Genomic DNA, 22,952 nt, shown 5'->3' on the forward strand with positions numbered 1-22,952 from the left:
CGCTGGCGGTGGAGGAGACGCCCACCGAAGCGGAGCGCATCCGGCGCCTGGAGGAGACCAAGGCGGAGCAGGCCGACGTGGACGAGCTCCACGAGGCCCTGGACATGATTCTCACGGGGGTGACTGAGTGAAACCGGAACTGCGAGAGAAGATCATCGCCTATAACAGAACCGTGGCCGAAAACAAGGAAAAGGCCGATGACCTCATGACCATTCTGGGCGCGCTGCCCCCCGGACAGGTGAAGAATCTCCTCAAAAACGAGACCATTGGGCCCATTTTGCGGAAATATGGGATTGCAGAGGAGACGGGAGGATAAGCTGCGCTGGCCGTATCCATATACGGCCAGGAGCAAAGAGAATAGAAAAAAGTCGGTTCAAAATTAAAATTATCCTCATTGTTTACATTCCGGCCTTTGGAAAAAGAAGGAGCCGCGATTTTGATACTTTTTGCATCAAAATCGCGGCTTTTTTTGGCGGAGATGGAGAGATTCGAACTCTCGCGCCGGTTTTGAGCCGGCCTACCGCATTTCGAGTGCGGACCCTTCAACCGCTTGGGTACATCTCCCTATTCAGTTGCTGCCTGGATAACTGTCAGCATTTTAACTTGTGCCCGGTTTACTTGGATGACTCCAAACCCTGAACGGGACACGGCTTTATGGCCGTTCACCAGACGCCGAAGCGATTCTAATTCGATACCGCTGCATAGAACTATAATAGAATACCGTATTTTTGGCGGCTTGTCAATATTGCAGTGGTGGGAAAAATGGGCTATAATCAATCCGTATAAGGAGGTGGCGGAATGGCGCCCAAGATTTTGCTGTCCAGCAGCGCGGACGGCGCGCCGTACTATGAAGCGGCGATTCTGGCGGCCGGCGGAGTGCCGACGGCGTGCTACTGTCCGTCAGACGGCGCCGGTTTTGACGGCTTGCTGCTGTGCGGCGGCGGAGATATCGCGCCGGCTCGCTTCGGTCAGGAAAATCACGGCTCCCATCCGCCGGATCTTTTGCGGGACGCCGCGGAGCTGAAGCTGACCGGGGATTTTATAGCGGCCGATAAGCCCGTTTTGGGGATCTGCCGGGGCCTTCAGCTGCTGAATGTTGCGCTGGGCGGTACGCTGATCCAGGATCTGGGTCCTGTTTCGATCTTCCACAGCAAGGAGTCCGACGAAGTGGACGACAAGGTCCACCCCATCCGCGCGGAGGGTGACTCGCTGCTGGCGGAATGGTACGGGCCTCTGTTCCCCGTCAACAGCTACCACCATCAGGCCTTGGACCGGCTGGGGAAGGGATTACGGGCCATTGCCTGGTCGGAATCCGGCGTGGTGGAGGCCGCTGTGCTGCCCGGACGGGCCGTGCTGGGCCTTCAATTCCACCCGGAACGGATGACGGGCAGCCGGAGCCGTCCGGATACGGTGGACGGCGCGGCGGTGTTTCGCTGGTTCGTGGACCGCTGCGGAGGACAGAACTGATGGCGGGGACACTGCGGGAGATCAATCTGGAGGCCGGGATGCCCTATGCCGACGCGGCCATCCGGCGGCTGACCTATGAGCTGGAGCGCAGCCGCGCCGGAGGGGTAGCGATACTGAAGATCATCCACGGCTACGGCTCCTCGGGCAAGGGGGGCCGCATCCGCACCGAGGCCAGGGCTTATCTGGAGCGCCTCAAAAAGCGGCGCGGGATCAAAAACCTGATCCCCGGCGAGCGGTTTTCCATTTTTGACGCAGACACCCGCTCGGCCTTTCTCCTCTGCGGAGCGCTGCGGCGGGACAGCGATTTGGAACGGCACAATAACGGCGTGACTTTTATCATTTTATAAGTGAGGAACGAGCATGAAGGAACTCAAACAGCGCATCCTGGACGAAGCCCTGGTGGGCGAGGGGGACATCATCCATGTGGATATGTTTCTCAACCATTGCATGGACATAGAACTCATCGAGCATGTGGGCAACGAGCTGGCCCGCCGGTTCAAAAGCGCCCATGTGACCAAGGTGCTCACCGTGGAGAGCTCCGGCATTGCCATTGCCTGCTTTGTGGGACGAGCCCTCCGGGTGCCGGTGATCTATGCCAAAAAATTTCAGACCGGATACATTGACCCCAACGTCTACTCCGCCGAGACCCACTCGTTCTCAATGGAAAAGTCCTATACCGTCCGGGTATCCAAGAAATATCTGGACGAGGAGGACACGGTGCTCATCATCGACGACATTTTGTCCAATGGCCAGGCGGCGCTGGCCATGCTGGACCTGGTGTCCAGAGCCGGCGGCGAGGTGGCCGGCGTGGGGGTGGCCATTGAAAAAGCCATGCGGGAGGGCGGCAGCGTGCTGCGCCGCATGGGCATCCGTGTGGAATCTCTGGTCACGGTGGAACGGGTCCAGGACGGACACATTATTTTGGCCGACGACTGAAGCTTTCAAGGCAAAAAAAGAGGCGGGAGCGCCTGTTCAGGAGAACAGACGCCCCCGCTTTTTCAGCGTTTGGGAGAAAACGCGGACCAGAGCAGTCCCACGACGGCGCCGGCCAGCGCGGGCGTCACCCAGCCCAGCCCCAGATCGGAGAGGGGGAGGAAGGAGAGGAACGCTGCATTGGTGAGGCGCTCAATCTCCAGCAGCACGCTGGCCACGCCGGTACAGAGAATGGCGGCGGGATAGACCGCCGGCGCGTACTGGAGCCAGCTGTGGGCAAAGGACAGGAGAATGAGCACGATGGCCACCGGATAGATGATGTTGAGCACCGGGATGGAGAAGGTGAGGATCTGGGTCAGACCGGCATTGGCCAGGACCATGCTGACCACGGCGAAGAGGACGGCCCAGCCCCGGTAGCTGAGCTTGGGGCAAAGTCCGTAAAAGAACTCGCCGCAGGAGCTGATGAGCCCCACACAGACGTTAAAGCAGGCGATGACGAAAATAGCCGCCAGCAGGATACTGCCCGCCGGTCCAAAGAGCAGGGGAATGATATTGGTGAGGGCCTGGGTGCCGTCGCTGGGATTGGGCACCGCGCCGCCGGAGATGCCGCCGATGTGGGCCAGCATGGAATAGATGACCAGCAGCATCCCGCCGGCAATGAGACCGGCCCGCACGGTACCGCCCACCACGGCCTTGTCCTCGGTCACCCCTCTGGCGTGGATGTTCAGGGCGATGATGATGCCGAAGGCCAGGGCGGCGATGGTATCCATGGTCTGGTAGCCGTCCAGGAAACCGGCGGAGATGGCCTTGATGGGGGTGTCCCACCGCTCAGAGGGCGGGCCGTAGCCTTGCAGGGGATTGAGGAGGCAGGCCGCGAAGGTGATCACAATGAGGAGCACCAGAATGGGACACATGATCTTGCCCAGACGGTCGGTGAGCTTTTCGGGCCGCAGGGCCACCAGGAGGGCCAGGGCGAAAAAGACCACCGAATAGAGAAGCTGAAAAAGCCAGATGGGGGCGTCGGCGCTGACGAAGGGGGGGACGGCCATTTCAAAGGAGGTGCTGGCGGTGCGAGGGATGGCCAGACAGGGACCGATGGCCAGATAGGCCACCACGGTAAAGACCTTGGCGAAGGCCGGGTGGACCCGCAGTCCCAACTGATCCATACCGCCCGCCCGGGCCACGGCGACGACGCCCAGGACCGGCAGTCCCACCGCGCTGATGGCCAGGCCCAGCACCGCAAACCAGGTCATGGTCCCGGCCTGGGCGGCGATACCGGGCGGGAAAATCAGGTTGCCCGCGCCAAAAAACATGGAGAACAGAGTAAAACCAACCAATAAGCCGTCTTTTCCACACAATCGCTTCACGACGCGCCCTCCTTTTTGGATTGCTTCCCGTTCAGTATAAGGGATGGGAGGCAAAAAGTAAATGGACGCAATTGGAAATTCTATTAAGATTTATTGAAAAACAATAAAAAAGAATTGACTTTCGATATAATAGATGGTATCCTCATGGGCAAAGGAGGCGATGGAAGATGTCCGTCAAACAGACGCGCCGTCTGGCGCTGGTGCTGAAGGTACTGGTAAGCATCACCTTTGTTTGCAATCTGGTGGCGCTTCCTCTGCTGCCCGGTATCGTGGGATGTTCTCTTCTGCATATCCGGCCGGAGTACGTCATAGAGGGGGGAGATCTTTTCTTTGAGTATGCCTCGGGCGGACACTGGCTGGTATTTTACGGTATACTCTTCTGGGAGAGCTACGTCACCGTCTGGAAGGAGGCCCATACGGCGGTTTTAACGGTGTTTCTCTTTGCCTGCGGGTGCTGTACGGCGGCGATTTTGGCCCAGGCCGGAAAGATTCTGGATACTTTGCTGGAGGGTGAGATTTTCGTCCGCTCCAACGCCCGCCATATGCGCCGGGCGGCGGTGTGCTGCTTCGTCATCTCCGGGGCGGCGCTGGTGCGGCTTTTGTGGGGATTTTGGTATTACGGCGGCATTGGTCCCCTGTTTACCTACAACGCGCTGTTTATCCCGATTTTTCTCATGGGAGGACTGCTGTTTCTGGTCATGTCTGCCCTCTTCCTCCAGGCGGCCTGCCTGAAGGAGGAAAACGACCTGACCATTTGAGGGAGGTGGGAAAATGCCCATTCTCGTCAATCTGGATGTGATGATGGCCAAGCGAAAGATGAGCTTAAGCGAGCTTTCGGCCAAGGTGGATATTACCCTGGCCAATCTCTCTATTTTGAAGAACAACAAGGCAAAGGCGGTCCGGTTTTCCACCCTGGAGGCCATCTGCAAGGCGCTGGACTGCCAGCCGGGGGATCTTTTGGAGTACGTCCCCGACGGCGGAGAGGAGGAGCCATGAGCGAAGAAAAAAAGCCCGCCCGTCCGCTGAGGCGGTTTGGATGGTTTGCCGCCAGTCACGTGCTGGTTTCCCTTCTGACCCTGCTGTTTTTCATGGTGCTGCTGGGCATGTCGTCCATCATGAATGATGAGTGGATGTTTCTTTTGATTTTCCTGGAGCTGCTGGCGCTGTGGGGTTACTGGGGGATGGGGGCCTATCTGGCGCGGCACAGAGGGTGGGCGGCCTTTTCCGGCCCCAAAGAATTCTGTGGGGCCATGCTCCGCCCAGCGGTCATCGCCTGGCTTTGGGGCGGCGCGGTGCTGGCGATGGTTTTCGGCATTGGATTTTATCTGCCCGAGGGCGCGGCGGCGGACATATTAGCCACCACGGGCGGGATTATCGCGTGGGTATCGGTTGTGCTGTGCGCCCCCTCCAGCCTGCTGGTGCTGCTGTGGTTTGCCTTTGGGGTCTCTCAGACCTGGGCGGCCTGGTCGCTGGCGGTGCTGCTCTTACTGGCCGGCGGACTGCCGCCCCTGCTCTTTACCCTGGGCAGCGCCTGGGGGAGCGCGGCGCCCGACCGCCGGAAAGGCCCCCTGTTGGCGGGAATCGCGCTGACGGCGGCGCTGGGGCTGTTTCTAGTGGGGGCGGCGGCGTCCACCATGAGCGGGCACGGCCTCGGCTTTGGACCGGGGGCCCAGGACTGGCGCTATGAGCTGACCGGCGGCTATCGGCTCATGCGGGTAAACAGCTGCACCATCGTCCTCACCACGGAGGAGGGGGAGATCGTGGTGGACGGCTACGTCTCCGCCTTTGCGGACACGGGGAAGGACATTTTTGTCCGGGGTATTTCCCTTCCTCTGGAGGACCCGGATGACCACCCGGAGGCGGAGGACTGCCTCTGGTACTGGGTGGACGCCGGGGCCGGGGCCAAATACGGACCCTACCGGAGCGCCCAGGCCCTGGAGGAGGCGGCCAACGCCCAGGGGGTGGAGGTACCCGACCCGACGTGGTGGACGGACACCTACCCCGCCCCGTCGGGCGCGCGGTATGACTAAAAAATCCCCCTGTTCACGCCCCGAAGCGGGGGTGGACAGGGGTCCCATAGGGAGCAACAGCGGAAAAGATACACGCTGAAACAGGAAAGAAAAAAGCCACGCTGCCGTTTTTGTCAGCGCGACCCTTAAAAGCCTGGGTTGAGACGCGGTTCTTAGCGTTCGCTGAAAATGACCTCTTCCTGGCAGCCGAAGATCATCTCATCCACATCGGTGCCGCGGCGTTCCGTATCGTTCATATGTCCGCCTCCTTTCTCTGACGTTCTGTAACGTAGTATACACCCGAGCGGCGGCGAATACAAGGGAGCTTTGTATAAATGATATAAACAATATGCAAAGTTTTTGTGAACAATTCTCTTTTTTGCGACAAAATACCGGCGCACCCGACAGAGAAGGCTCTGGGGTGCGCCGGCGTTTTTTCACTGGAGCTTCACGGTGACGGTATATTCCTCCGCGCCGGGCAGCAGGGAGATGAGGCTCCGGATGGAGCTTTCGGCCCGCTGGGCGGCGGCGGTGAGCAGTCCGTTTTCCACCGCGCGGTTTTCGATGCTGGTCTTTTGGTCGGCGGTAAAGGTGGTGTAATCCTCGATCTCGATGGGGTTGAAGATGTTGTGGGTCTCGTCATAGACCTCCAGGCTATCCTCGTCCATCTCGTGGGAAAGGATCTTGGCCGGGGAGAGGGTGATGGTGATGTTCTGACCGGAGACGGTACACTGGAGGTCCGAGAGGTCCACGCCGGCCTTGATGACGCCGTCGTAGGCTACGATAAAGCTTTTGGTGGTAAAGGGCACCTTCCAGCCGTAAAAATCCTTCTGGTTTTCAAAGCGGCCCATATTGGTGTAGTGGTATTCCACGGTGGAAAGCTCCTGGATGTCCCGCAGCTCCTGACCCAGCAGGTCGGCGGTGATGACCGGGGTGCTGTCCTGGTGGGTGAGGACGGCGCCCAGCACGAAGGAGCCGGCCAGCAGGGCCAGAAGGAGGACGAGATAGATGAGGCGGAAGCGGGGGGCTTTGACGCGGCGGGTTTCCTCGCCGTCGGCGGTGTTGTGGCGATGCAGCAGGGGCATGGCGTTGTATCCTTTCTCAAACAATGGGATTGGTCAGCGCGGTGACGGCCGATTGGGCCAGCAGGGCCGCGCCGATGGGTAAGGCGTCGTCATCGGTACGGAAGCAGTCGTGGTGCCAGCCGGGGTTGTCCCGGTCGTGGAAGCCGGTGCCCAGCCAGTAGAAGAAGCCGGGGGCGGTCTGGGTCAGGACGGAGAAGTCCTCGGAGGCCATGTCCCCCTTGGGGGCGCGGATGTTTTCGCTGCCCACCACGGCGGCGGCGGCCTGGGTGGCCAGAGCGGTCATGGCGGGGCCGTTGTAGGTCACCGGCACCTGGGGGATGAATTCCAAAGAGCACCGGCAGCGGTAGGCCTGGGCGATGCCCTCCGTCAGGCGGCGGAGGTGTTCCCGGGTCTCCTCCATGACCTGGTCGGAGTGGGCGCGGATGGCGCCGGTCATGGTAAGGGTTTCGGGGACGAAATTTTCCGGGGTGCCGGCGTGGATGGAGAGGACGGCGCACACCAGGGGTTCTCTGGGGTCGGTGCAGCGGCTGGGGATGGTCTGGACAGCGTCCACGATGGCGGCGCCGGCGGTGATGACGTCCACGCACTGATGGGGGGCGCCGCCGTGGCCGGCCACGCCGGTGAGCTGAATGGAGAAATGGCATTTCCCGGCCATGATGCCGCCGGGCACCACCGCCACCTGACCGCTGGGCAGCTCGGGGCGGGTATGGAGGGCAAAAATGCCCGTTGGGGTCTGGGGGAGGCGGTCCCACAGGCCGTGCCGGACCAGCGCGGCGGCGCCTTGGGTGACCTCCTCGGCGGGCTGGAAGAGGAAGTAGACCTGTCCGGCCAGCTCGGCCCGGTGATTGGCCAGAATACGGGCGGCGCCCAACAGGGCGGCGGTGTGAAAATCGTGTCCGCAGGCGTGCATTTTGCCCGGCTCCTCGGAGACGACGCCGCCGTGGGCGGGGGATTCCTGCTGGGCGATGGCGTCGATGTCGGCCCGAAGGGCCACGGCGGGCCCGGGCTGATCGCCGAAGAGAATGGCGGCCGCGCCGGTCTCCATGCCCACGTCCACCAGGTGGAGGCCCATGGCCAGCAGCTGGTCCTGGATGATTTTTGTGGTTCTTACCTCCTGAAAGCTCAGCTCCGGGTGGCGGTGCAGATCTTCCTTGATGGCCTTGAGCGCGGGCGCCAGGTCCAGGGCGTCCTGTAAGTATTGGTTCATCTTCCGACCCTCCTTGCCTCTTTCGACCGTTCGTACTATAATGAGACACAGGCATTATAAGCCACAACGGCGATTCTTGCAAGGTCTGGAGGGATTTTTACGACAAAGACCCACGATTTTTCTCAGGGGAGTATTTCGGGCAATATCATCCGTCTGGCCGTGCCCATGACCGCCGCCCAGCTCATCAACATTCTCTATAACATTGTGGACCGGATGTACATCGGGCGGATGGAGGGGGCGGAGGGCTGGCTGGCGCTGACCGGCCTGGGATTGTGCCTGCCCATCATCTCCATCATCATGGGATTTGGCAATCTGTGCGGCATGGGCGGCGCCCCTCTCTTTTCCATCCACCGGGGCCGCGGGGAGCGGGAGGAGGCCGGCATGGTAATGGGCAACTCCTTTGCGCTGCTGCTGCTTTTTGGGCTGGGTCTGACCGTACTGGGGCTGCTTTTCCGCCGTCCGGTGCTCTATCTCTTCGGGGCCGGCGACCAGACCTTTCCCTATGCCAACGACTATCTCACCATTTATCTCCTGGGAACGCTCTTTGTCATGATCAGCCTGGGGATGAATCCCTTTATCAACGCCCAGGGCTTTTCCGGCACCGGGATGCTGACGGTGGGCCTGGGGGCGGCGGTGAACATCATCCTGGACCCCATCTTTATTTTCGGCCTGGATCTGGGCGTACAGGGGGCGGCGCTGGCCACGGTGATCTCCCAGGGGTGCTCGGCGGTGTGGGCGCTGGCCTTCCTCTGCGGCCGGCGGAGCGAGTACCGTCTCCAGCCGGAGACCATGCGCCTTTCCGCCGGAAGGGTGGGGCGGATCGTCTCCCTGGGCACCTCCGGATTTATCATGAATCTGACCAACAGTCTGGTCCAGAGCCTGTGCAACGCCACCCTGCAAAGCTGGGGCGGGGAGATCTATGTGGCGGTGATGACGGTCATTAACTCCCTGCGGGAGGTCATCACCATGCCGGTCAACGGCATCACCAACGGCGCCCAGCCGGTGCTGGGCTTCAACTACGGCGCGGGACAGCGGGAGCGGGTGCGCCAGGCCATCCGCTTTACGGTGGCGGTGACCATGACCTACTCGGTGGTGGTTTGGGTCATCACGCTGCTCTTTCCGGAAGCGCTCATCCGTGTGTTCAACGACAGCCCCGAGCTGCTGGCCGACGGCGTCCCGGCCTTCCGGGTCTATTTCGCCACCTTTGCCTTTATGTCCTTCCAGTTTATCGGCCAGTCGGTGTTCGTGGCGCTGGGCCGGTCCCGCAACGCGGTCTTTTTCTCTCTGCTGCGCAAGGCGTTTATTGTGGCGCCGCTGACCCTGATTTTGCCTCATCTCTTTGGGCTGGGAGTGTACGGCGTTTTCCTGGCCGAGCCGGTGTCCAATGTGCTGGGGGGACTGGCCTGTGTGCTGACCATGTACGTTACGGTCTACCGCCCGCTGGGCCGTGAGGAGCCGTAAGAAGATGGGCCGCGGGCGGAAAAGGCCGTTGACAGGACGGGGAAAATAGCCTAAACTAGAGGTAGGGAAGGCTGGATTTCCAGCGAAAATCACCATATTTGCGCGAGACAGAAAAGGAGGTCAGGGTATGGAACACATGGTCATCTGTTTGAGCCGCCAATACGGGAGCGGCGGACGCGAGATCGGCCGCCGGCTTGCCGAGCGCCTGGGCATTGCCTTTTATGACCGGGAGCTCATCGAGCTGGCCGCCGCCCGGGGAGAGATCCGGGTCTCCAAGCTGGAGGACGCCGACGAGCGCCGGGGGAATCCCTGGCTTTTCGAGAGCCTGTATGAGGGCAACGGCGCGGTGAATCGTGGCTCCTCCCCCAACGATACCCTCTACTGGCTGCAAAGCGAGGTCATCCGGGACAAGGCCCGGAAGGAGAACTGCATCCTGGTGGGGCGTTGCGCCGATCAGGTGCTCAACCGCGCCGGCATTCCCCATCTGAGCCTTTACATCTGCGCCCCCCTGGAGGAACGCATCAAACGCATCAGTTCCATCGAGCAGATCGACGAGCGTTCGGCGCTCTCCCTCATCCGCAAGACCGACAAGCAGCGCAAATCCTACTATGAATACTACACCGGCGGCAACTGGGGCGCGCCGGAGAACTATGACCTGTGCGTCAACAGCGCCCGGTACGGCATCGACCAGACGGTGGAGCTGCTGGTGCGCTACTGCCAGAGCCTGTAACGGACTGGCGCCGGCCTTGGGCGGGAGGAAGGCCGGCAGACCCGGAAAGGGAAGCGTACAGCGGCGACGGGAAGAGAGCGGCCGGAAGAGGCTGCTCTCTTTTTTCTCACAGAGCGGCCGGCAAACGCCGGAAAAGGGGGAAGAGAAGTGAAGATATCCTCGTTTTTCTATCTCGTATCCTTTGGCGTGCGGACCATTTTGCTGGGCAAAGAGGACCCTATTCTGGGGACGATCATCGTCACAGACCGGTGCAATCTGCACTGTAAACACTGCTCGGTGAACAACATTTCCTCGGTCCTCTACCCCCACGACCAGATCCGGCGGGAGATGGAGCAGCTCTATGCCATGGGGGTGCGCATCCTCTTTTTCTGCGGCGGGGAGACCTTTTTGTGGCGGGACGGTCCGCATACGCTGCGGACCCTGGTGTTGGAGGCCAGGGAGATGGGCTTTCTCATCGTCAACGTGGTGACAAACGGCACCTTTCCCCTGGACCTGCCGGAGGCGGACCTGATCCTGCTCAGCCTGGATGGGGACAGGGAGCGGCACAACGCCATCCGGGGAGACACCTACGATGCCATTCTGGAAAACGTCCGCCGGGCCACGGCGGATAACATCTGCTTTTATATGGCGGTCAACCGGATCAACCGGGACGCCATCCGGGCGGTGTGTGAAACGGCGCGGGAGACGCCCCACGTCAAGGCGGTGTCCTTCAACTTCCATACGCCCTATCCGGACACCCGGGATCTGGCCCTGACCCGGGCGGAAAAGGCGGCGTGCTGCGCCGTCATCGGCGAGATGATGGAGGAGGGCGCGCCGGTGTTCAATCTCAGGAGCGCCTTTCCCTACCTGATCGACAACCGCTTTCCCACGCCCTGCCGCCAATGTGTGGTGATGGAAAACGGCAAGCTGTCCACCTGCGGGCGGTGTATCGAGGTGCCCGGCCTGTGTGAGGAATGCGGTTATTTCTTCGTGGCGGAGTATACCCTGCTGTTCCGCGGCAACGTCAGGGTGATTTTGGAGATGCTGAAAACCTATCTGCGGTATATTTAGGAGGAGCAATGGGAGGGATCACCAGTCTGACCCGGATGTGGCTGACCCGTTCGGTCAACCCCTTTTTGTTTCGCAATGAGTGGGACCCCCAGCTGCCCTTTGCCGGATGCAGCCAGCTGGGGCTGTATATCCACATTCCTTTTTGCAGACAGATCTGCCATTTTTGTCCCTACTGCAAAGTACTGTATGAAAAGGAGCGGTGCGAGCGCTATGTGGACGCCCTGCTGGAGGAGATCGACCTGGTGGGGAGACAGGCGGAGGGAAAAAAGCAGGTGACCAGTCTCTATTTTGGAGGGGGCACCCCGGCGCTGGTAGCGGACCGTCTGGGGGAGATCCTTTCGCGGACGGAGCGCTATTTTACCATCACCCAGGGTATCGGCGTGGAGCTTCACCCGGAGAACGTGACGCCGCCGGTGCTGGAAGCGCTGAAAGAGGCGGGAGTCACCAAGCTCAGCATAGGCGTACAGTCCTTCCGGCCCAAATTCCAGTCGGTACTGGGGCGGAGCGCGGTGGACGGGGCGGAGCTGGCCCGTGCGCTGGCGGCGGTTCCCTTTGAGACGGTGTCCATGGACTTTATTTTTGCCCTGCCCGGCCAGACGTTTGAGGACCTGCGGTCCGATATTGACGCCGCCTTTGCTCTGGGGGCAAACCACGTGGCGATTTATCCCTTCATCGACTTCACCTTTACCGACAGCCGGGTGCCGGCTATGCCAAACGGAGAGAAGCGGCGGCTGCTGGACCGGATCACGGCCTACTGTCTGGGCAAGGGGTATGTCCGCACCTCGATCTGGACTTTTTCCAGCCGGAAGGGGGCGGTCTACTCCTCCATGACCCGCACGAATTTTTTGGGCTTTGGCTGCTCGGCCGCCACCCTCTTGGAGGAGCAATTCAAGATCAATACCTTTTCGGTGGAGGCCTACTGCCAACGGCTCGCCGCCGGACAGCTGCCCACCGCCTTAACCCTGCGCTTTTCCCGCCGGCAGCGGATGGTCTACTATCTCTTCTGGGCGGCGTACGGCACCCGGGTGGACCCGAGGGAATTTGAGGCGTTTTTTGGGGAGAAGCTGGAGAAGCAGTACGGTCTGGAACTGAAGCTGGCCCAAGCGCTGGGCTATTTGGAGGTGCGGGACGGGACCTATGTGATGACGCCGAAAGGCGCCTTTACCTATCACTACTACGAAAATTTCTATACCCTTTCCTACATCGACAAAATGTGGGGCATTCTGCGGAAAGAGGCGTTTCCCGGGGAAATACGCCTTTGAAGGGCAAAAAGAAAAGGACACGCAAACGCGTGTCCTTTTCCTGGTACGGCTGAAGGGATTCGAACCCCCGACCTTTTGATTCGTAGTCAAACACTCTATCCAGCTGAGCTACAGCCGCATGTTGTCTGACGAAAGAGTCAACCAACAGTTAGATATAATACCACTGGTATGGGAGAATGTCAAGAGAAAAAATAAAAAATTTACCGTTCTATGTTTACCGGTCCCAAAGGGGGCGAAAAAACGCGCCTCCCACAGGGAAGGGGCGCGGAATTGTTTGTCTGTCCAGCTCGCGGGAGACGATTGCCTCCCGCGAGCTGACAGTAGTTGAAAAGAGAGGAAAGAGAGAGGAGGGATTGATTTTCTGACTGCTTGTCGTCCTGACGTCATTAAGGATATCACATCCGGCCGGAAAGTGATGGACAGATTACAAACGCAAAATGAACTTTTTGTGAACGACAAGGAAGCGCTCAGAGCAGGGTGATAAAATCGCCGCTGGCCCAGCCCAGCAGGCTGCCGAAGCGGACCGAGTACCAGTTCTGCCACTGACCCAGCACGGAGAGCCTGGCGCCGTCATAGGCCCTGGCGAGGACCGGCGCGGTGAGATCGGGGCGGTCCCGGATGTTGAGGGAGCCCCAGGAGACATCCACCACCGCGGGTTTTGGTACCATGGGCTCCAGGAAGGGGAGGCCGAAGTATTCGGTGAGGCCCAGCACGATGCTGCGGGCGATGGGGTCCAGATTTTGCTTGACCCAGGCGGCGTCGTCCGGATTGTCGTGGTAGCCCAGCTCCAGGAATACGGCGGGGGCCTTTACCCGGCGCACCTCTCCCACGGCGGTGGTGGGCTCGGTACGTACCTTGTCGGGCAGGGGATAGACCGCCTTCAGGTTGTCCGCGATGAGCTCGGCGGCGCGCCGTCCCTTGACGCTGCCGGGATAGTAAAAGACCAGCACTCCCCGGACCTGCCCATAGCTGCCCTCCGGGGCGGCGTTGGAGTGGAGGGCCAGATGGAGGTCATAATTGCCGGCGTTGGAGGCCCGTATGGAGGAGAGGGCGGACATGTCGGGGGTATTGCGCACGGTGCGGATGGCGGCGGCGTCCAGATAGGGCTCCATGGCGTCGGCCAGACGGTTCATCCACTGCTCTTCGGTGCCGCCGCTGACGTACAGATTCTCCTCCTGGGTGGAGGGGGAGAGATAGATGACAGGCATAACAAAACCTCCTTTTTGCCCCATTCTATGGCGCGCAAGGAGGTTTTGTGCCTGCTTCAGGAGGAGAGGGCGGCGTTCAGGGCTTTGGCCAGGGCGGCGAATTCGGGAATGCCCAGCCGCTCGCCCCGGACGGTTTCGGCGAGGCCGCAGCCGGCGAGGACCTGACGCAGCGTGTCCTTGGAAAGACGGCTGCCAAAGGCGGCGGAGAGGCCGTTGAGGAGGGTTTTCCGGCGCTGCGCAAAGGAGGCGCGGACCACCTGGAAGAAGAAGTCCGGGTCCTCCACGCAGTCGGGCTTGGGATGGGGGGTGAGGCGCACCACCGAGGAGGTGACCTTGGGTGCGGGGAGGAAGCACTCCTTGGGCACGTCGAACAAAAGCTCCGTGTCCGCGTGGTACTGGCAGAACAGGGAGAACGCGCCGTAATCCGGGGCGCCGGGAGCAGCGCAGATGCGCAGGGCCACCTCCCGCTGGATCATCACGGTGATGCGGGCAAAGACGCCCGCCTCCAGAAAGGCGGTGATGACCGGGGTGGTGATGTTGTAGGGCAGATTGGCGCACACCAGCGGGGTGAGGCCGGGGAACTGTTCCGCCGCCAGGCCGGCCAGATCCAGGCGCATCACGTCGCCGGGAATGACGGTCACGTTGGGGCAGTCGGCCAGGGTCTCGGCCAGCACCGGCAGGAGGGAGCGGTCCAGCTCTACCGCCGCCACTTTTTCCGCCCGCTGGGCCAGCTGCACGGTGAGGGGCCCGATACCCGGCCCCACCTCCAGCACGCCGCAGGAGGGACCGGCGCCGGAGGCGTCGGCGATGTCCCGGGGCACCCAGTCCTGGATGAGGAAATTTTGCCCCATGGACTTGGAAAAGTGGAAGCCGTGACGGCCCAAAAGGGCTTTGATATGGTTGATGTTGCAAAGATCCATGGTGTTCCCGCCTTTTTCAGAATGTCCTTTCAGTATACCATGAAAGAAAGGCGGTGAAAAGGCGGGAAGGCTCAAAACGCCGCGATGACGCCCCCGTCGTTGGCGTAGAGAGAGGAGACGCCGTGGGCGTCGCAGATGAGGATCTCGGCGAACTGGCAGCGCTTGAGCACCAGATCCTTGAGGGAGAAGGCCCGTTCCAGACAGTTGCAGTGGGTGATGCACAGCACACGGCCGGTGTGCTGGGGATCGGCGGCCATAAAGTCGGCCATCCGGGAGAGAGCCTGGCGGATGGAGAAGGCCTGTCCCTTGCGGCAGATCTCGCCCTCGGGGGTGGAGCCCATGAGGAGCTTAATCTTCAACGTGTCGGTGACGAGGCTCTGGAGCCGGGTGAGCCGGCCGTTTTTGCGCAGGTTGTCCAGGGTTTCCAGGACGAAATAGGTCTGCATACTGCTGATATAGGCGGTGATGTCGGCCACCACGGCGGCGAAGTCCAGTCCCTCCTGGGCCAGCCTCTGGATGCGCAGGGCGGTGAGCACCTCGCCGGAGGAGGCGGAGCAGGAGTTAAACACATGGACGTTGGCGCTGGGGTGGTCCTCCAGCCAGAGGAGGCGAGCCTGGGCGGCGCTGTTGTGGGAGCCGGACAGGAGGGCGGAGAGGGTGACCACATAGAGGTCGTCGGCGCCGCAGTCAAAGGCGGAGAGATAAGCGGCGGGGGAGGGGCAGGCGGAGCCGGCGCCCTCCTGGCAGTTCTTCATATGCCAGAGGAGATCGGCCTGATCGAAGGACGCGTCGTCCACAAAGGTATCCTGTCCCACGTGAAGGGTGAGGGGGACACGGATGAAGTTGCCGGAGGCCATCATAGCGGGGGTCAGGTCGCAGCAGCTGTCCACGATGATTTTGAAACTCATATCAATCATTCCTTTATATAATGTTAAAAATTAGATTTTCCAATTGGAAATATTGTAGCACGGCGCGGGGAAAAAGTAAAGGAAAGGAATACGCTGTAAACGCATTGTCACAGCATTGAAGAGAAGGGAAAAAAGGTATAAAATAAAATTCAATCTGTGTCAGGAAGGAGAGACAGGAATGGTAACGATCGTTTGGCTGATATTGTCTTTGGCAGGTGTGTGTGGATTCAGCTGGTGGCCGGTGCTGATCGAATCCATTTTGTACATGATCGTGGGCAGTGTGAGCAGTTCGGACGGCGGCCGGGGCGGCGCGATTTTGGGCGTAGTGATGGCCGGCTTTGCCCCTTTTGCGGCATATAAACTCTTTTGCGGCCTGACCCTTTCGCCGTGGTGGATGCTGGCCGCGCCTGTTTGGAACTTTGTGGCCCTTGTGGTGCCGGGCGGCTATACCATCAGCGGTATCCTGCTGGAGCGATACGGCTTTATGACCCTGCCCACATGGGTGTTGGTGGTATCGGTGGTTTTGGACGTTCTGTTTTTGATCGGGATCATTCTGATGCTCGTGGAGGGGCGGCAGGACGCAAAGAGCGCCAGGAAAAGCGGCAGATATTAAAACGGAAACGGCGGCGGGGCGACCTGCCGCCGTTGTGTTTTCGTTGCCCGGCGGGGCAAAAGGTGGTATGCTAATTGGGAAACGAGAGAAAGGGGAGAGAAGCATGAAACGCATTGGCATCACCGGTCCCACCGGCGCGGGCAAGACCACGGCCCTTCAGGCGCTGGAAGAGCTGGGAGCGTTGATTCTGGACGCGGACGCGGTCTATCACCGCCTGCTGGAGGAGGACCCGGCCCTGTGTCAGGCGCTGACGGACCGGTTCGGCGCCGGTATTCTGAACGAAGCCGGGAAGCTGGACCGAAAAAAGCTGGGAAGCGTGGTTTTTGGCGATCCGGCGGCGCTGGAGGAGCTCAACGGCATCACCCACGGCTTTATCCAAAAGGCGCTGGAGGCGGAAATGGCCCGGGCGGAGAAGGACGGACGGCCCGCGGCGGCCATTGACGCCATCGCCCTCATCGAAAGCGGCTGTGACCGCCAGTGCGACGCGGTGGTGGGGATATTGGCCCCGGCGGAGCTGCGCATCCGGCGCATCATGGCCCGGGACGGCATCGTGGAGGACTATGCCCGGGCCCGGGTGGCCGCCCAGAAGGACGAGGCCTTTTACCGGGCCCACTGCGATTTTATTTTGGAAAACGGACCGGAGGATACCCCGGAGGCCTTCCGGCAGCGGGCGCTGGAGCTGTTTCGCGGCCTGCTGAAGCGCTGAGAAGGGCTTGCAATATCCGAACATTTCAAGTATAATAACCAAGATTGTATGTCAACCCGCTTTTTTGTAAAAACGGGGATTCAGATAAGGAAAGCGTGAGAGAATTTGAAGTACGATTTTGCCAGTATCGAGCCGAAATGGCAAAAAAAGTGGGCGGAGGAAAAGACCTTCCGCTGTGAAAACCACAGCGATAAGCCCAAGTTCTACGCCCTGGTGGAGTTCCCCTATCCCTCCGGACAGGGCCTGCACGTGGGCCACACCCGGCCCTACACCGCCATGGACGTGGTGGCCCGCAAGCGCCGCATGGACGGCTATAACGTTCTCTTCCCCATGGGTTACGACGCCTTCGGCCTGCCCACCGAGAACTACGCCATCAAAAATCACATCCACCCCGCCAAGGTCACCCACGACAACATCGAGAACTTTACCCGTCAGCTCCATATGCTGGGCTACTCCTTTGACTGGGACCGGGTCATCAACACCACCGACCCGGAGTATTACAAGTGGACCCAGTGGATTTTCCTCCAGCTGTGGAAAAAGGGCCTGGCCTATAAGACCACCATGCCGGTGAACTGGTGTACCTCCTGCAAGTGCGTGCTGGCCAACGAGGAAGTGGTGGAGGGCGTCTGTGAGCGCTGCGGCTCTCCCGTGGTCCGCAAGGAAAAGAGCCAGTGGATGCTCAAGATCACCGAGTATGCCCAGCGGCTCATCGACGATCTGGACGACCTGGATTTCATCGAGCGGGTCAAGGTCCAGCAGAAGAACTGGATCGGCCGCTCCACCGGCGCGGAGGTCACCTTCAAGGCCACCACCGGCGAGGAAATCGTGGTATACACCACCCGTCCCGACACCCTCTTCGGCGCCACCTACATGGTCCTCTCCCCCGAGCACGAGCTGGTCCGCAAGTGGCTGGAGGCCGGTCTGCTGGCCAATGCCGGCGATGTCACCGCCTATCAGAAGGCTGCCGCCTCCAAGTCCGACCTGGAGCGCACCGAGCTTAACAAGGAAAAGACCGGCGTGTGCCTGGACGGCGTCCGTGGCATCAACCCGGTGAACGGCAAGGAGATCCCCATTTTCATCTCCGACTATGTCCTTTCCACCTACGGTACCGGCGCCATCATGGCCGTTCCCGCCCACGATGACCGCGACTGGGAGTTTGCCAAAAAATTCGGCTGCCAGATCATCGAGGTGGTTTCCGGCGGCGAGGACGTGCAGAAGGCCGCCTTTACCGCCAAGGACGAGACCGGTATTCTGGTCAACTCCGATTTCCTCAACGGTCTGACCGTCAAGGACGCCATTCCCGTCATTACCAAGTGGCTGGAGGAGAAGGGCATCGGCCACGCCAAGGTGAACTTCAAGCTCCGGGACTGGGTGTTCTCCCGTCAGCGCTACTGGGGCGAGCCCATTCCTATGATCTATTGTGAAAAGTGCGGCTGGCAGCCTATGGACGAGTCCCAGCTGCCCCTGCTGCTCCCCGAGGTGGACTCCTATGAGCCCACCGACGACGGCGAGTCTCCCATCTCCAAGATGACCGACTGGGTCAACACCACCTGCCCCCACTGCGGCGGCCCCGCCAAGCGCGAGACCGACACCATGCCCCAGTGGGCCGGTTCCTCCTGGTACTTCCTGCGCTATATGGACCCCCACAACAAGGAGGCCCTGGCCTCCAAGGAGGCGCTGGACTACTGGAGCCCGGTGGACTGGTACAACGGCGGCATGGAGCACACCACCCTCCACCTGCTGTACAGCCGGTTCTGGCATAAATTCCTCTATGACATCGGCGTGGTGCCCACCAAGGAGCCCTATCAGAAGCGCACCTCCCACGGCATGATCCTGGGCGAGGGCGGCGAGAAGATGTCCAAGAGCCGGGGCAACGTGGTCAACCCCAACGACGTGGTGGCCCAGTACGGCGCCGACACCATGCGCACCTATATCATGTTCATCGGCGATTTCGAGAAGGCCGCTTCCTGGAGCGACAACGCCGTCAAGGGCTGCAAGCGCTTCCTGGACCGGGTGTGGAACCTGGCCGAGCAGTGCACCGACGGCCTGGACTACACCGCCGCCAACGAGCGGGCCATTCACAAGGCCATCAAGAAGGTGGGGGACGACATCGAGGCCATGAAGTTCAACACCGCCATCGCCGCCCTCATGGCGCTGGTCAACGACTTCTACGCCAACGGCTGCTCCAAGGGCGACTATGCCGCCCTGCTGCTGATGCTCTCTCCCTTCGCGCCTCATATGTGCGAGGAGCTGTGGGAGAGCATGGGCTTTGCCGCGGCCAAGGGGGGCATGGCCTGTGAGCAGAGCTGGCCCGCCTACGACGAGAGCAAGACCGTGGCTGCCGAGGTGACCATGGCCGTGCAGGTGCTGGGCAAGCTGCGGGCCACCATCGTGGTACCCATGGACAGCGACGAGGCCACCGTGGTGGCCGCCGCCATGGCCGACCCCAAGGTACAGAAGTTCACCGAGGGCAAAAAGATCGTCAAGACCATCCTGGTGCCCAACAAGCTGGTCAACCTGATCGCCAAATAAGCAGGGCGATGTGGGAAGGCACAAAATTTTTGAGGGAGCGGGAAAAAGCTTCTTGACAAAAGGACGAATCGTGAATATAATAAATTAGTATTAAAGCCATAACGCTCAGTATGTGGCCCTTTGGCGGTGTCACATCACCGCTTCGGAGGGAGGGGAAATCACAATGTCGGAAGTCCGTGTTAAGGATGGCGAGTCTCTTGAGAACGCGCTCAAGCGTTTCAAGCGCAGCTGCGCCAAGTCGGGCGTCCTGGCCGAGGTGCGCAAGCGTGAGCACTACGAGAGCCCGAGCGTCAAGCGCCGCAAGAAGTCCGAGGCCGCCCGTAAGAACCGCAAGAAGTATTACTAATTGCAGGATTAGACCCCGCGCCGTCAGGCGCGGGGTTTTTCTTTTGTTTCGCGGGCGAAAAGGCGGACTTGTTCCGGGAAGCGGGATGTGCTACAATCAAAGCAATACAAGAGAAAGAAAAAGCGAGGAAGAGGCCGCGCACAGGCGGCGCGAGAGGGAGAGAGAGATGATTTTTCGCTGTAAAGACACCGCATGCGGCTGCGTGACGGAAGAGGAGCAAGCCCCTGTTTGCTGTCCGGTCTGCGGCGGCGGGATGGAACTGGCGGGCGAAGAGACGCTGACCGGTCCCCAGTGGACCACGCTGGGGATCTTCTGGCTGGAGCGGGAAGAAAAGGACCCGGAACGGGCGCTGTACTGCTTCCGGCAGGCGGCGGCGCTGGGCGATCCCACGGGCATCAGCGATCTGGGCTGGTGCATGGAGACAGGCACCGGCGCCAAGGCCGATCCACGGCAGGCGGTGTGGCTTTACGAGCAGGCGGCGGAGCTGGGCGATATTCCGGCGCTGTGCAATCTGGGCTTTTGCCTCCAGCACGGCATCGGCGCGGCAGCCGACCCGGAGCGGGCGGTGGAGTGCTATCTGGTGGCGGCGGAGCGGACCTATCCCCGAGCCCAACTGCTGCTGGCCCGCTGCTATCAGGAGGGCATCGGCGTGGAACGGGACGAGGCGGAGGCCCTCAAATGGCTGAAGGCGGCCGCTTTTCAGGGGGACCCGGCGGGACAGACGGCGCTGGGCCGCCGGTATGAATTTGGGGACGGCGTGGAGGAGGACCCGCGCAACGCGGCCCGCTGGTATGCGCTGGCGGCGGAGCAGGGCTATCCGGACGCCCAGTGCTGTCTGGGGGTCTGTTACGAGTACGGCACCGGAGTGGAAGAGAATAAAGAAAAGGCCGCGGTTCTCTACCGCCAGGCGGCGGAGGGCGGAGACGCCCGGGCCATGGTAAACCTGGGGTGGTGCTGCGAGAGCGGCGCCGGCACGGCGGCGGACCGGCAGGAGGCGTTCCGCTGGTATCTGGCCGCCGCGCAGGCGGGCAACGCCCGGGGGCAATGCTGCGCCGGCTGGTGCTATGAGATGGGCTTCGGCACCCGGAAGGACCAGGAGAAGGCGCTGGTCTGGTATCTGGCGGCGGCCCAGCAGGGTTATCCCCGGGCCCAGTGCAATTTGGGCCTGTTTTTGGAGCAGGCCCAGCCGGAGGAGGCGGTGGCCTGGTACCGGTCCGCGGCGGAGCAGGGCTACGCGCCGGCGCAATGCTGCCTGGGGGTGTGCCTGCGGTCCGGCGTGGGCGCGGAGCGAAACGAGATAGAGGCGGCGGACTGGTTTGCCCGGGCGGCGGAGCAGGGAGACCTGCGGGCCGTGCGGGAGCTGGGCGCCTGCTATGAGATGGGACTGGGCGTGCCCGCGGATCAGGAAAAGGCCCTCAAGCTCTACCGGGAGGCGGCGGAGCAGGGAGAACCGGGGGCCCAGTTCAACCTGGGCCGTTGCTACGAGAGCGGCGACGGCGTGGAGCAGGACGAGGAACAGGCGGTATTTTGGTACCGGAAGGCGGCGGAGCAGGGGGACCTGCGGGCGCTGACCTGTCTGGGCGTCTGCCTGGAGCTGGGCAGAGGAGCGGAAGAGAACGGCGAAAAAGCCATGGAGTGCTACCGGAAGGCGGCGGAAGGCGGCTATCCCCGTGCCCAGTGCTATGTGGGCATCAACTATTATTACGGCGACGGCGGCGTGGCCCGGGACGACGAGGCCGCCTGGTCCTGGTTTTCCAAGGCAAAGGAAAACGGCTATCAGGAGGCCTGCTACTGGATCGGTCAATGCCTGTGGGAGGGCCGGGGCGTGCCGGAGGATAAGAAAAGAGCGGTGGCCTGCTTTCACCAGGCCTTTCAGCTGGGGGTGACCCAGGCGGCCTTCCATTTGGGGGTGGCCTATCAGAAGGGCTGGGGGGTAAAGCGGGACAGCGCGGAGGCTCTGCGCTGGTATGAGATCGCCGGAAAGGACGGCAGTCCGTCGGCCCGGCACAATTTGGCGCTGATGTACCTCTACGGCGACGGCGTGGAGCGGGACCCGGCGCGGGCGGTACGCGCCCTGCGGGCGCTGGCCAGGCAGGGCTCCGCAGAGGCCCAGTATCTGCTGGGCACGTGCTGCGCCCAGGGCGACGGCGTGGAGCAGAGCTGGAAGCAGGCGGTGTCCTGGTACCGGAAGGCGGCCAAAGAGGGCTCCACCGCCGCGCAGTGCGCGCTGGGCCAGTGCTACGCACACGGAACGGGTACGGTCCAAAGCAGCAAAAAGGCCGCGGACTGCTATCGGGCGGCGGCCGAGGGGGGAGATCCCCGGGGCCTGTATCTGCTGGGACTTTGTCATCAGAACGGCGAAGGGGTGACTCAGGACGACGGCCGGGCGGTGGAGCTCTACCGCCAGGCGTCGGAGGGAGGCTACTCCGCGGCCATGTGCGCCCTGGGCTGGATGTACGAAAACGGCAGGGGCGTGGAGAAAAATCCGGAACAGGCGGTGGATTGGTACCGGAAATCGGCTCAGGCCGGCAGTCTTGCGGGGATGTGCAGTCTGGCCTGGTGCTACCAGCGGGGGCAGGGCGTGGCCCAGAACTACGAGGAAGCGGCCCGCTGGTACCGCCGGAGCGCCGACGGAGGCAGTCTGTGGGGCATGAACAACCTGGGGGAGCTGTACCGCCAGGGAAAAGGGGTACCGCAGAACTATCAGGCCGCGGTGCGGCTCTACCGGAAGGCGGCCCGGCGCGACGATGACACGGCCCTTTACAATTTGGGCGAGTGCTACGAAAAGGGGCAGGGCGTGACGGCGGATCTGAAAAAGGCCCTGTCCTGCTATCGAAAGGCGGCCAAAAAGGGAGAAGGCAGCGCGCTTTGCGCCTTGGGGCGGTTTTATGAGGGAGGCATCCAGGTCAAGGCGGATCTGGATAAGGCCCTGACCTACTATCGCCAGGCGGCGGAGGAGCTGGACGCGGAGGGAATGTACCGTCTGGCCCGCTGCTATGCCGAGGGCCGGGCGGCGGAGCCGGTGCGCGGCGAGGCGCTGCGGCTGTGCCGGGCGGCGCTGGAGAGCGAGGATCTGATGCAGCAGGAGGACACTGCCCTGCGGGATGAGCTGGAAGCGCTGGTCCGCAGGCTGGAAAAGGAGTAAAGG

At 61.6% G+C, this 22,952-nt stretch carries 22 protein-coding genes and 2 tRNA genes; 16 read left to right on the plus strand and 8 right to left on the minus strand.

Translation table 11 applies throughout. The features are described from left to right. Positions 1 to 127: 127 nt before the first annotated feature. Positions 128 to 316: a hypothetical protein gene (locus H7U37_RS07625; protein WP_204874867.1), complete on the plus strand. Its 189-nt coding sequence runs from the start codon at positions 128 to 130 to the stop codon at positions 314 to 316. Positions 317 to 470: 154 nt separating this feature from the next. Here H7U37_RS07625 and H7U37_RS07630 read toward each other — a convergent pair. Continuing rightward, positions 471 to 564 (minus strand) — tRNA-Ser (locus H7U37_RS07630). 234 nt (positions 565 to 798) lie between these two features. Between H7U37_RS07630 and H7U37_RS07635 the strand changes: the two genes are divergently transcribed. Genes H7U37_RS07635 through H7U37_RS07645 form a run of 3 tightly spaced genes read left to right on the plus strand, consistent with a single transcriptional unit; the run spans position 799 to position 2,403 of the window. Further along, on the plus strand, positions 799 to 1,467 hold the full coding sequence (locus tag H7U37_RS07635; RefSeq protein WP_204874869.1) for a gamma-glutamyl-gamma-aminobutyrate hydrolase family protein: 669 nt from the start codon (positions 799 to 801) through the stop codon (positions 1,465 to 1,467). Beyond that, complete coding sequence (locus H7U37_RS07640) at positions 1,467 to 1,814, plus strand: hypothetical protein (RefSeq protein WP_204874871.1); 348 nt, start codon at positions 1,467 to 1,469, stop codon at positions 1,812 to 1,814. The genes H7U37_RS07635 and H7U37_RS07640 overlap by 1 nt, the downstream gene beginning before the upstream one ends. A 13-nt stretch (positions 1,815 to 1,827) precedes the next feature. Further along, positions 1,828 to 2,403 (plus strand): xanthine phosphoribosyltransferase, encoded by a 576-nt coding sequence (locus H7U37_RS07645; protein ID WP_204874873.1) that lies wholly within the window; start codon positions 1,828 to 1,830, stop codon positions 2,401 to 2,403. 62 nt (positions 2,404 to 2,465) lie between these two features. On the opposite strand, the gene brnQ is transcribed toward H7U37_RS07645, so the two are convergent. After that, positions 2,466 to 3,767: a branched-chain amino acid transport system II carrier protein gene (gene brnQ, locus H7U37_RS07650; protein WP_204874875.1), complete on the minus strand. Its 1,302-nt coding sequence runs from the start codon at positions 3,765 to 3,767 to the stop codon at positions 2,466 to 2,468. A gap of 167 nt (positions 3,768 to 3,934) precedes the next feature. Here brnQ and H7U37_RS07655 point away from each other — a divergent pair, with 167 nt between their 5' ends. From H7U37_RS07655 to H7U37_RS07665, 3 genes are read left to right on the plus strand one after another with little or no spacing between them, the layout of a single operon-like run. After that, entirely contained in the window at positions 3,935 to 4,525 is a 591-nt protein-coding gene (locus tag H7U37_RS07655) for a DUF2975 domain-containing protein (RefSeq protein ID WP_204874876.1), read from the plus strand. Positions 4,526 to 4,538: 13 nt separating this feature from the next. After that, positions 4,539 to 4,763 carry a helix-turn-helix domain-containing protein gene (locus H7U37_RS07660; RefSeq protein WP_204874877.1) on the plus strand — a complete coding sequence of 75 codons (225 nt, stop codon included), beginning with the start codon at positions 4,539 to 4,541 and terminating at the stop codon, positions 4,761 to 4,763. Next, positions 4,760 to 5,797 carry a hypothetical protein gene (locus H7U37_RS07665; protein WP_204874878.1) on the plus strand — a complete coding sequence of 346 codons (1,038 nt, stop codon included), beginning with the start codon at positions 4,760 to 4,762 and terminating at the stop codon, positions 5,795 to 5,797. Before H7U37_RS07660 ends, H7U37_RS07665 begins: the two co-directional genes overlap by 4 nt. Before the next feature lie 416 nt (positions 5,798 to 6,213). Here the strand turns inward: H7U37_RS07665 and H7U37_RS07670 are convergent, their stop codons facing one another. Together H7U37_RS07670 and H7U37_RS07675 are read right to left on the minus strand one after the other, a co-directional pair. Further along, positions 6,214 to 6,861: a DUF4230 domain-containing protein gene (locus tag H7U37_RS07670; protein WP_204874879.1), complete on the minus strand. Its 648-nt coding sequence runs from the start codon at positions 6,859 to 6,861 to the stop codon at positions 6,214 to 6,216. A 16-nt stretch (positions 6,862 to 6,877) separates the two neighbouring features. Then, positions 6,878 to 8,068, minus strand: a complete 1,191-nt coding sequence (locus tag H7U37_RS07675; RefSeq protein WP_204874880.1) for a M20 family metallopeptidase — start codon at positions 8,066 to 8,068, stop codon at positions 6,878 to 6,880. Positions 8,069 to 8,233: 165 nt separating this feature from the next. Here H7U37_RS07675 and H7U37_RS07680 point away from each other — a divergent pair, with 165 nt between their 5' ends. The 4 genes from H7U37_RS07680 to H7U37_RS07695 all read left to right on the plus strand — a co-directional run bounded on the left by H7U37_RS07680 (position 8,234) and on the right by H7U37_RS07695 (position 12,571). After that, positions 8,234 to 9,529: an MATE family efflux transporter gene (locus tag H7U37_RS07680; protein ID WP_204874911.1), complete on the plus strand. Its 1,296-nt coding sequence runs from the start codon at positions 8,234 to 8,236 to the stop codon at positions 9,527 to 9,529. Positions 9,530 to 9,656: 127 nt separating this feature from the next. Beyond that, entirely contained in the window at positions 9,657 to 10,259 is a 603-nt protein-coding gene (locus H7U37_RS07685; protein WP_243413533.1) for a cytidylate kinase-like family protein, read from the plus strand. Between the two features lie 147 nt (positions 10,260 to 10,406). Further along, positions 10,407 to 11,309 carry a radical SAM protein gene (locus H7U37_RS07690; RefSeq protein ID WP_204874881.1) on the plus strand — a complete coding sequence of 301 codons (903 nt, stop codon included), beginning with the start codon at positions 10,407 to 10,409 and terminating at the stop codon, positions 11,307 to 11,309. Between the two features lie 8 nt (positions 11,310 to 11,317). Then, entirely contained in the window at positions 11,318 to 12,571 is a 1,254-nt protein-coding gene (locus H7U37_RS07695) for a coproporphyrinogen-III oxidase family protein (RefSeq protein ID WP_204874882.1), read from the plus strand. A 41-nt stretch (positions 12,572 to 12,612) separates the two neighbouring features. Here the strand turns inward: H7U37_RS07695 and H7U37_RS07700 are convergent. From H7U37_RS07700 to H7U37_RS07715, 4 genes are all read right to left on the minus strand, one after another. Then, a tRNA-Arg gene (locus H7U37_RS07700) sits at positions 12,613 to 12,689 on the minus strand. A 349-nt stretch (positions 12,690 to 13,038) separates the two neighbouring features. Then, a complete protein-coding gene (locus H7U37_RS07705; RefSeq protein ID WP_204874883.1) occupies positions 13,039 to 13,779 on the minus strand; it encodes an N-acetylmuramoyl-L-alanine amidase in 741 nt (246 codons plus the stop codon). 56 nt (positions 13,780 to 13,835) lie between these two features. Then, positions 13,836 to 14,699, minus strand: coding sequence for a 16S rRNA (adenine(1518)-N(6)/adenine(1519)-N(6))-dimethyltransferase RsmA (gene rsmA, locus H7U37_RS07710; protein ID WP_204874885.1), 864 nt, complete (start codon positions 14,697 to 14,699; stop codon positions 13,836 to 13,838). Positions 14,700 to 14,770: 71 nt separating this feature from the next. Further along, positions 14,771 to 15,607: a DegV family protein gene (locus tag H7U37_RS07715; protein ID WP_204874887.1), complete on the minus strand. Its 837-nt coding sequence runs from the start codon at positions 15,605 to 15,607 to the stop codon at positions 14,771 to 14,773. A gap of 178 nt (positions 15,608 to 15,785) precedes the next feature. Here H7U37_RS07715 and H7U37_RS07720 point away from each other — a divergent pair, with 178 nt between their 5' ends. The 5 genes from H7U37_RS07720 to H7U37_RS07740 all read left to right on the plus strand — a co-directional run bounded on the left by H7U37_RS07720 (position 15,786) and on the right by H7U37_RS07740 (position 22,949). Continuing rightward, a complete protein-coding gene (locus H7U37_RS07720; protein WP_204874889.1) occupies positions 15,786 to 16,220 on the plus strand; it encodes a hypothetical protein in 435 nt (144 codons plus the stop codon). A 103-nt stretch (positions 16,221 to 16,323) separates the two neighbouring features. After that, entirely contained in the window at positions 16,324 to 16,926 is a 603-nt protein-coding gene (gene coaE / locus H7U37_RS07725; protein WP_204874891.1) for a dephospho-CoA kinase, read from the plus strand. A 105-nt stretch (positions 16,927 to 17,031) separates the two neighbouring features. Further along, positions 17,032 to 19,458 (plus strand): leucine--tRNA ligase, encoded by a 2,427-nt coding sequence (leuS, locus tag H7U37_RS07730; RefSeq protein WP_204874892.1) that lies wholly within the window; start codon positions 17,032 to 17,034, stop codon positions 19,456 to 19,458. 163 nt (positions 19,459 to 19,621) lie between these two features. Next, positions 19,622 to 19,804, plus strand: coding sequence for a 30S ribosomal protein S21 (rpsU, locus tag H7U37_RS07735; RefSeq protein ID WP_204874893.1), 183 nt, complete (start codon positions 19,622 to 19,624; stop codon positions 19,802 to 19,804). A gap of 166 nt (positions 19,805 to 19,970) precedes the next feature. Beyond that, complete coding sequence (locus H7U37_RS07740) at positions 19,971 to 22,949, plus strand: SEL1-like repeat protein (RefSeq protein WP_204874894.1); 2,979 nt, start codon at positions 19,971 to 19,973, stop codon at positions 22,947 to 22,949. The last annotated feature ends 3 nt before the right edge of the window (positions 22,950 to 22,952 follow it).

Origin of the sequence: Pseudoflavonifractor phocaeensis, from assembly GCF_016901735.1 — a bacterium.
Classification (GTDB): domain Bacteria; phylum Bacillota; class Clostridia; order Oscillospirales; family Oscillospiraceae; genus Pseudoflavonifractor_A.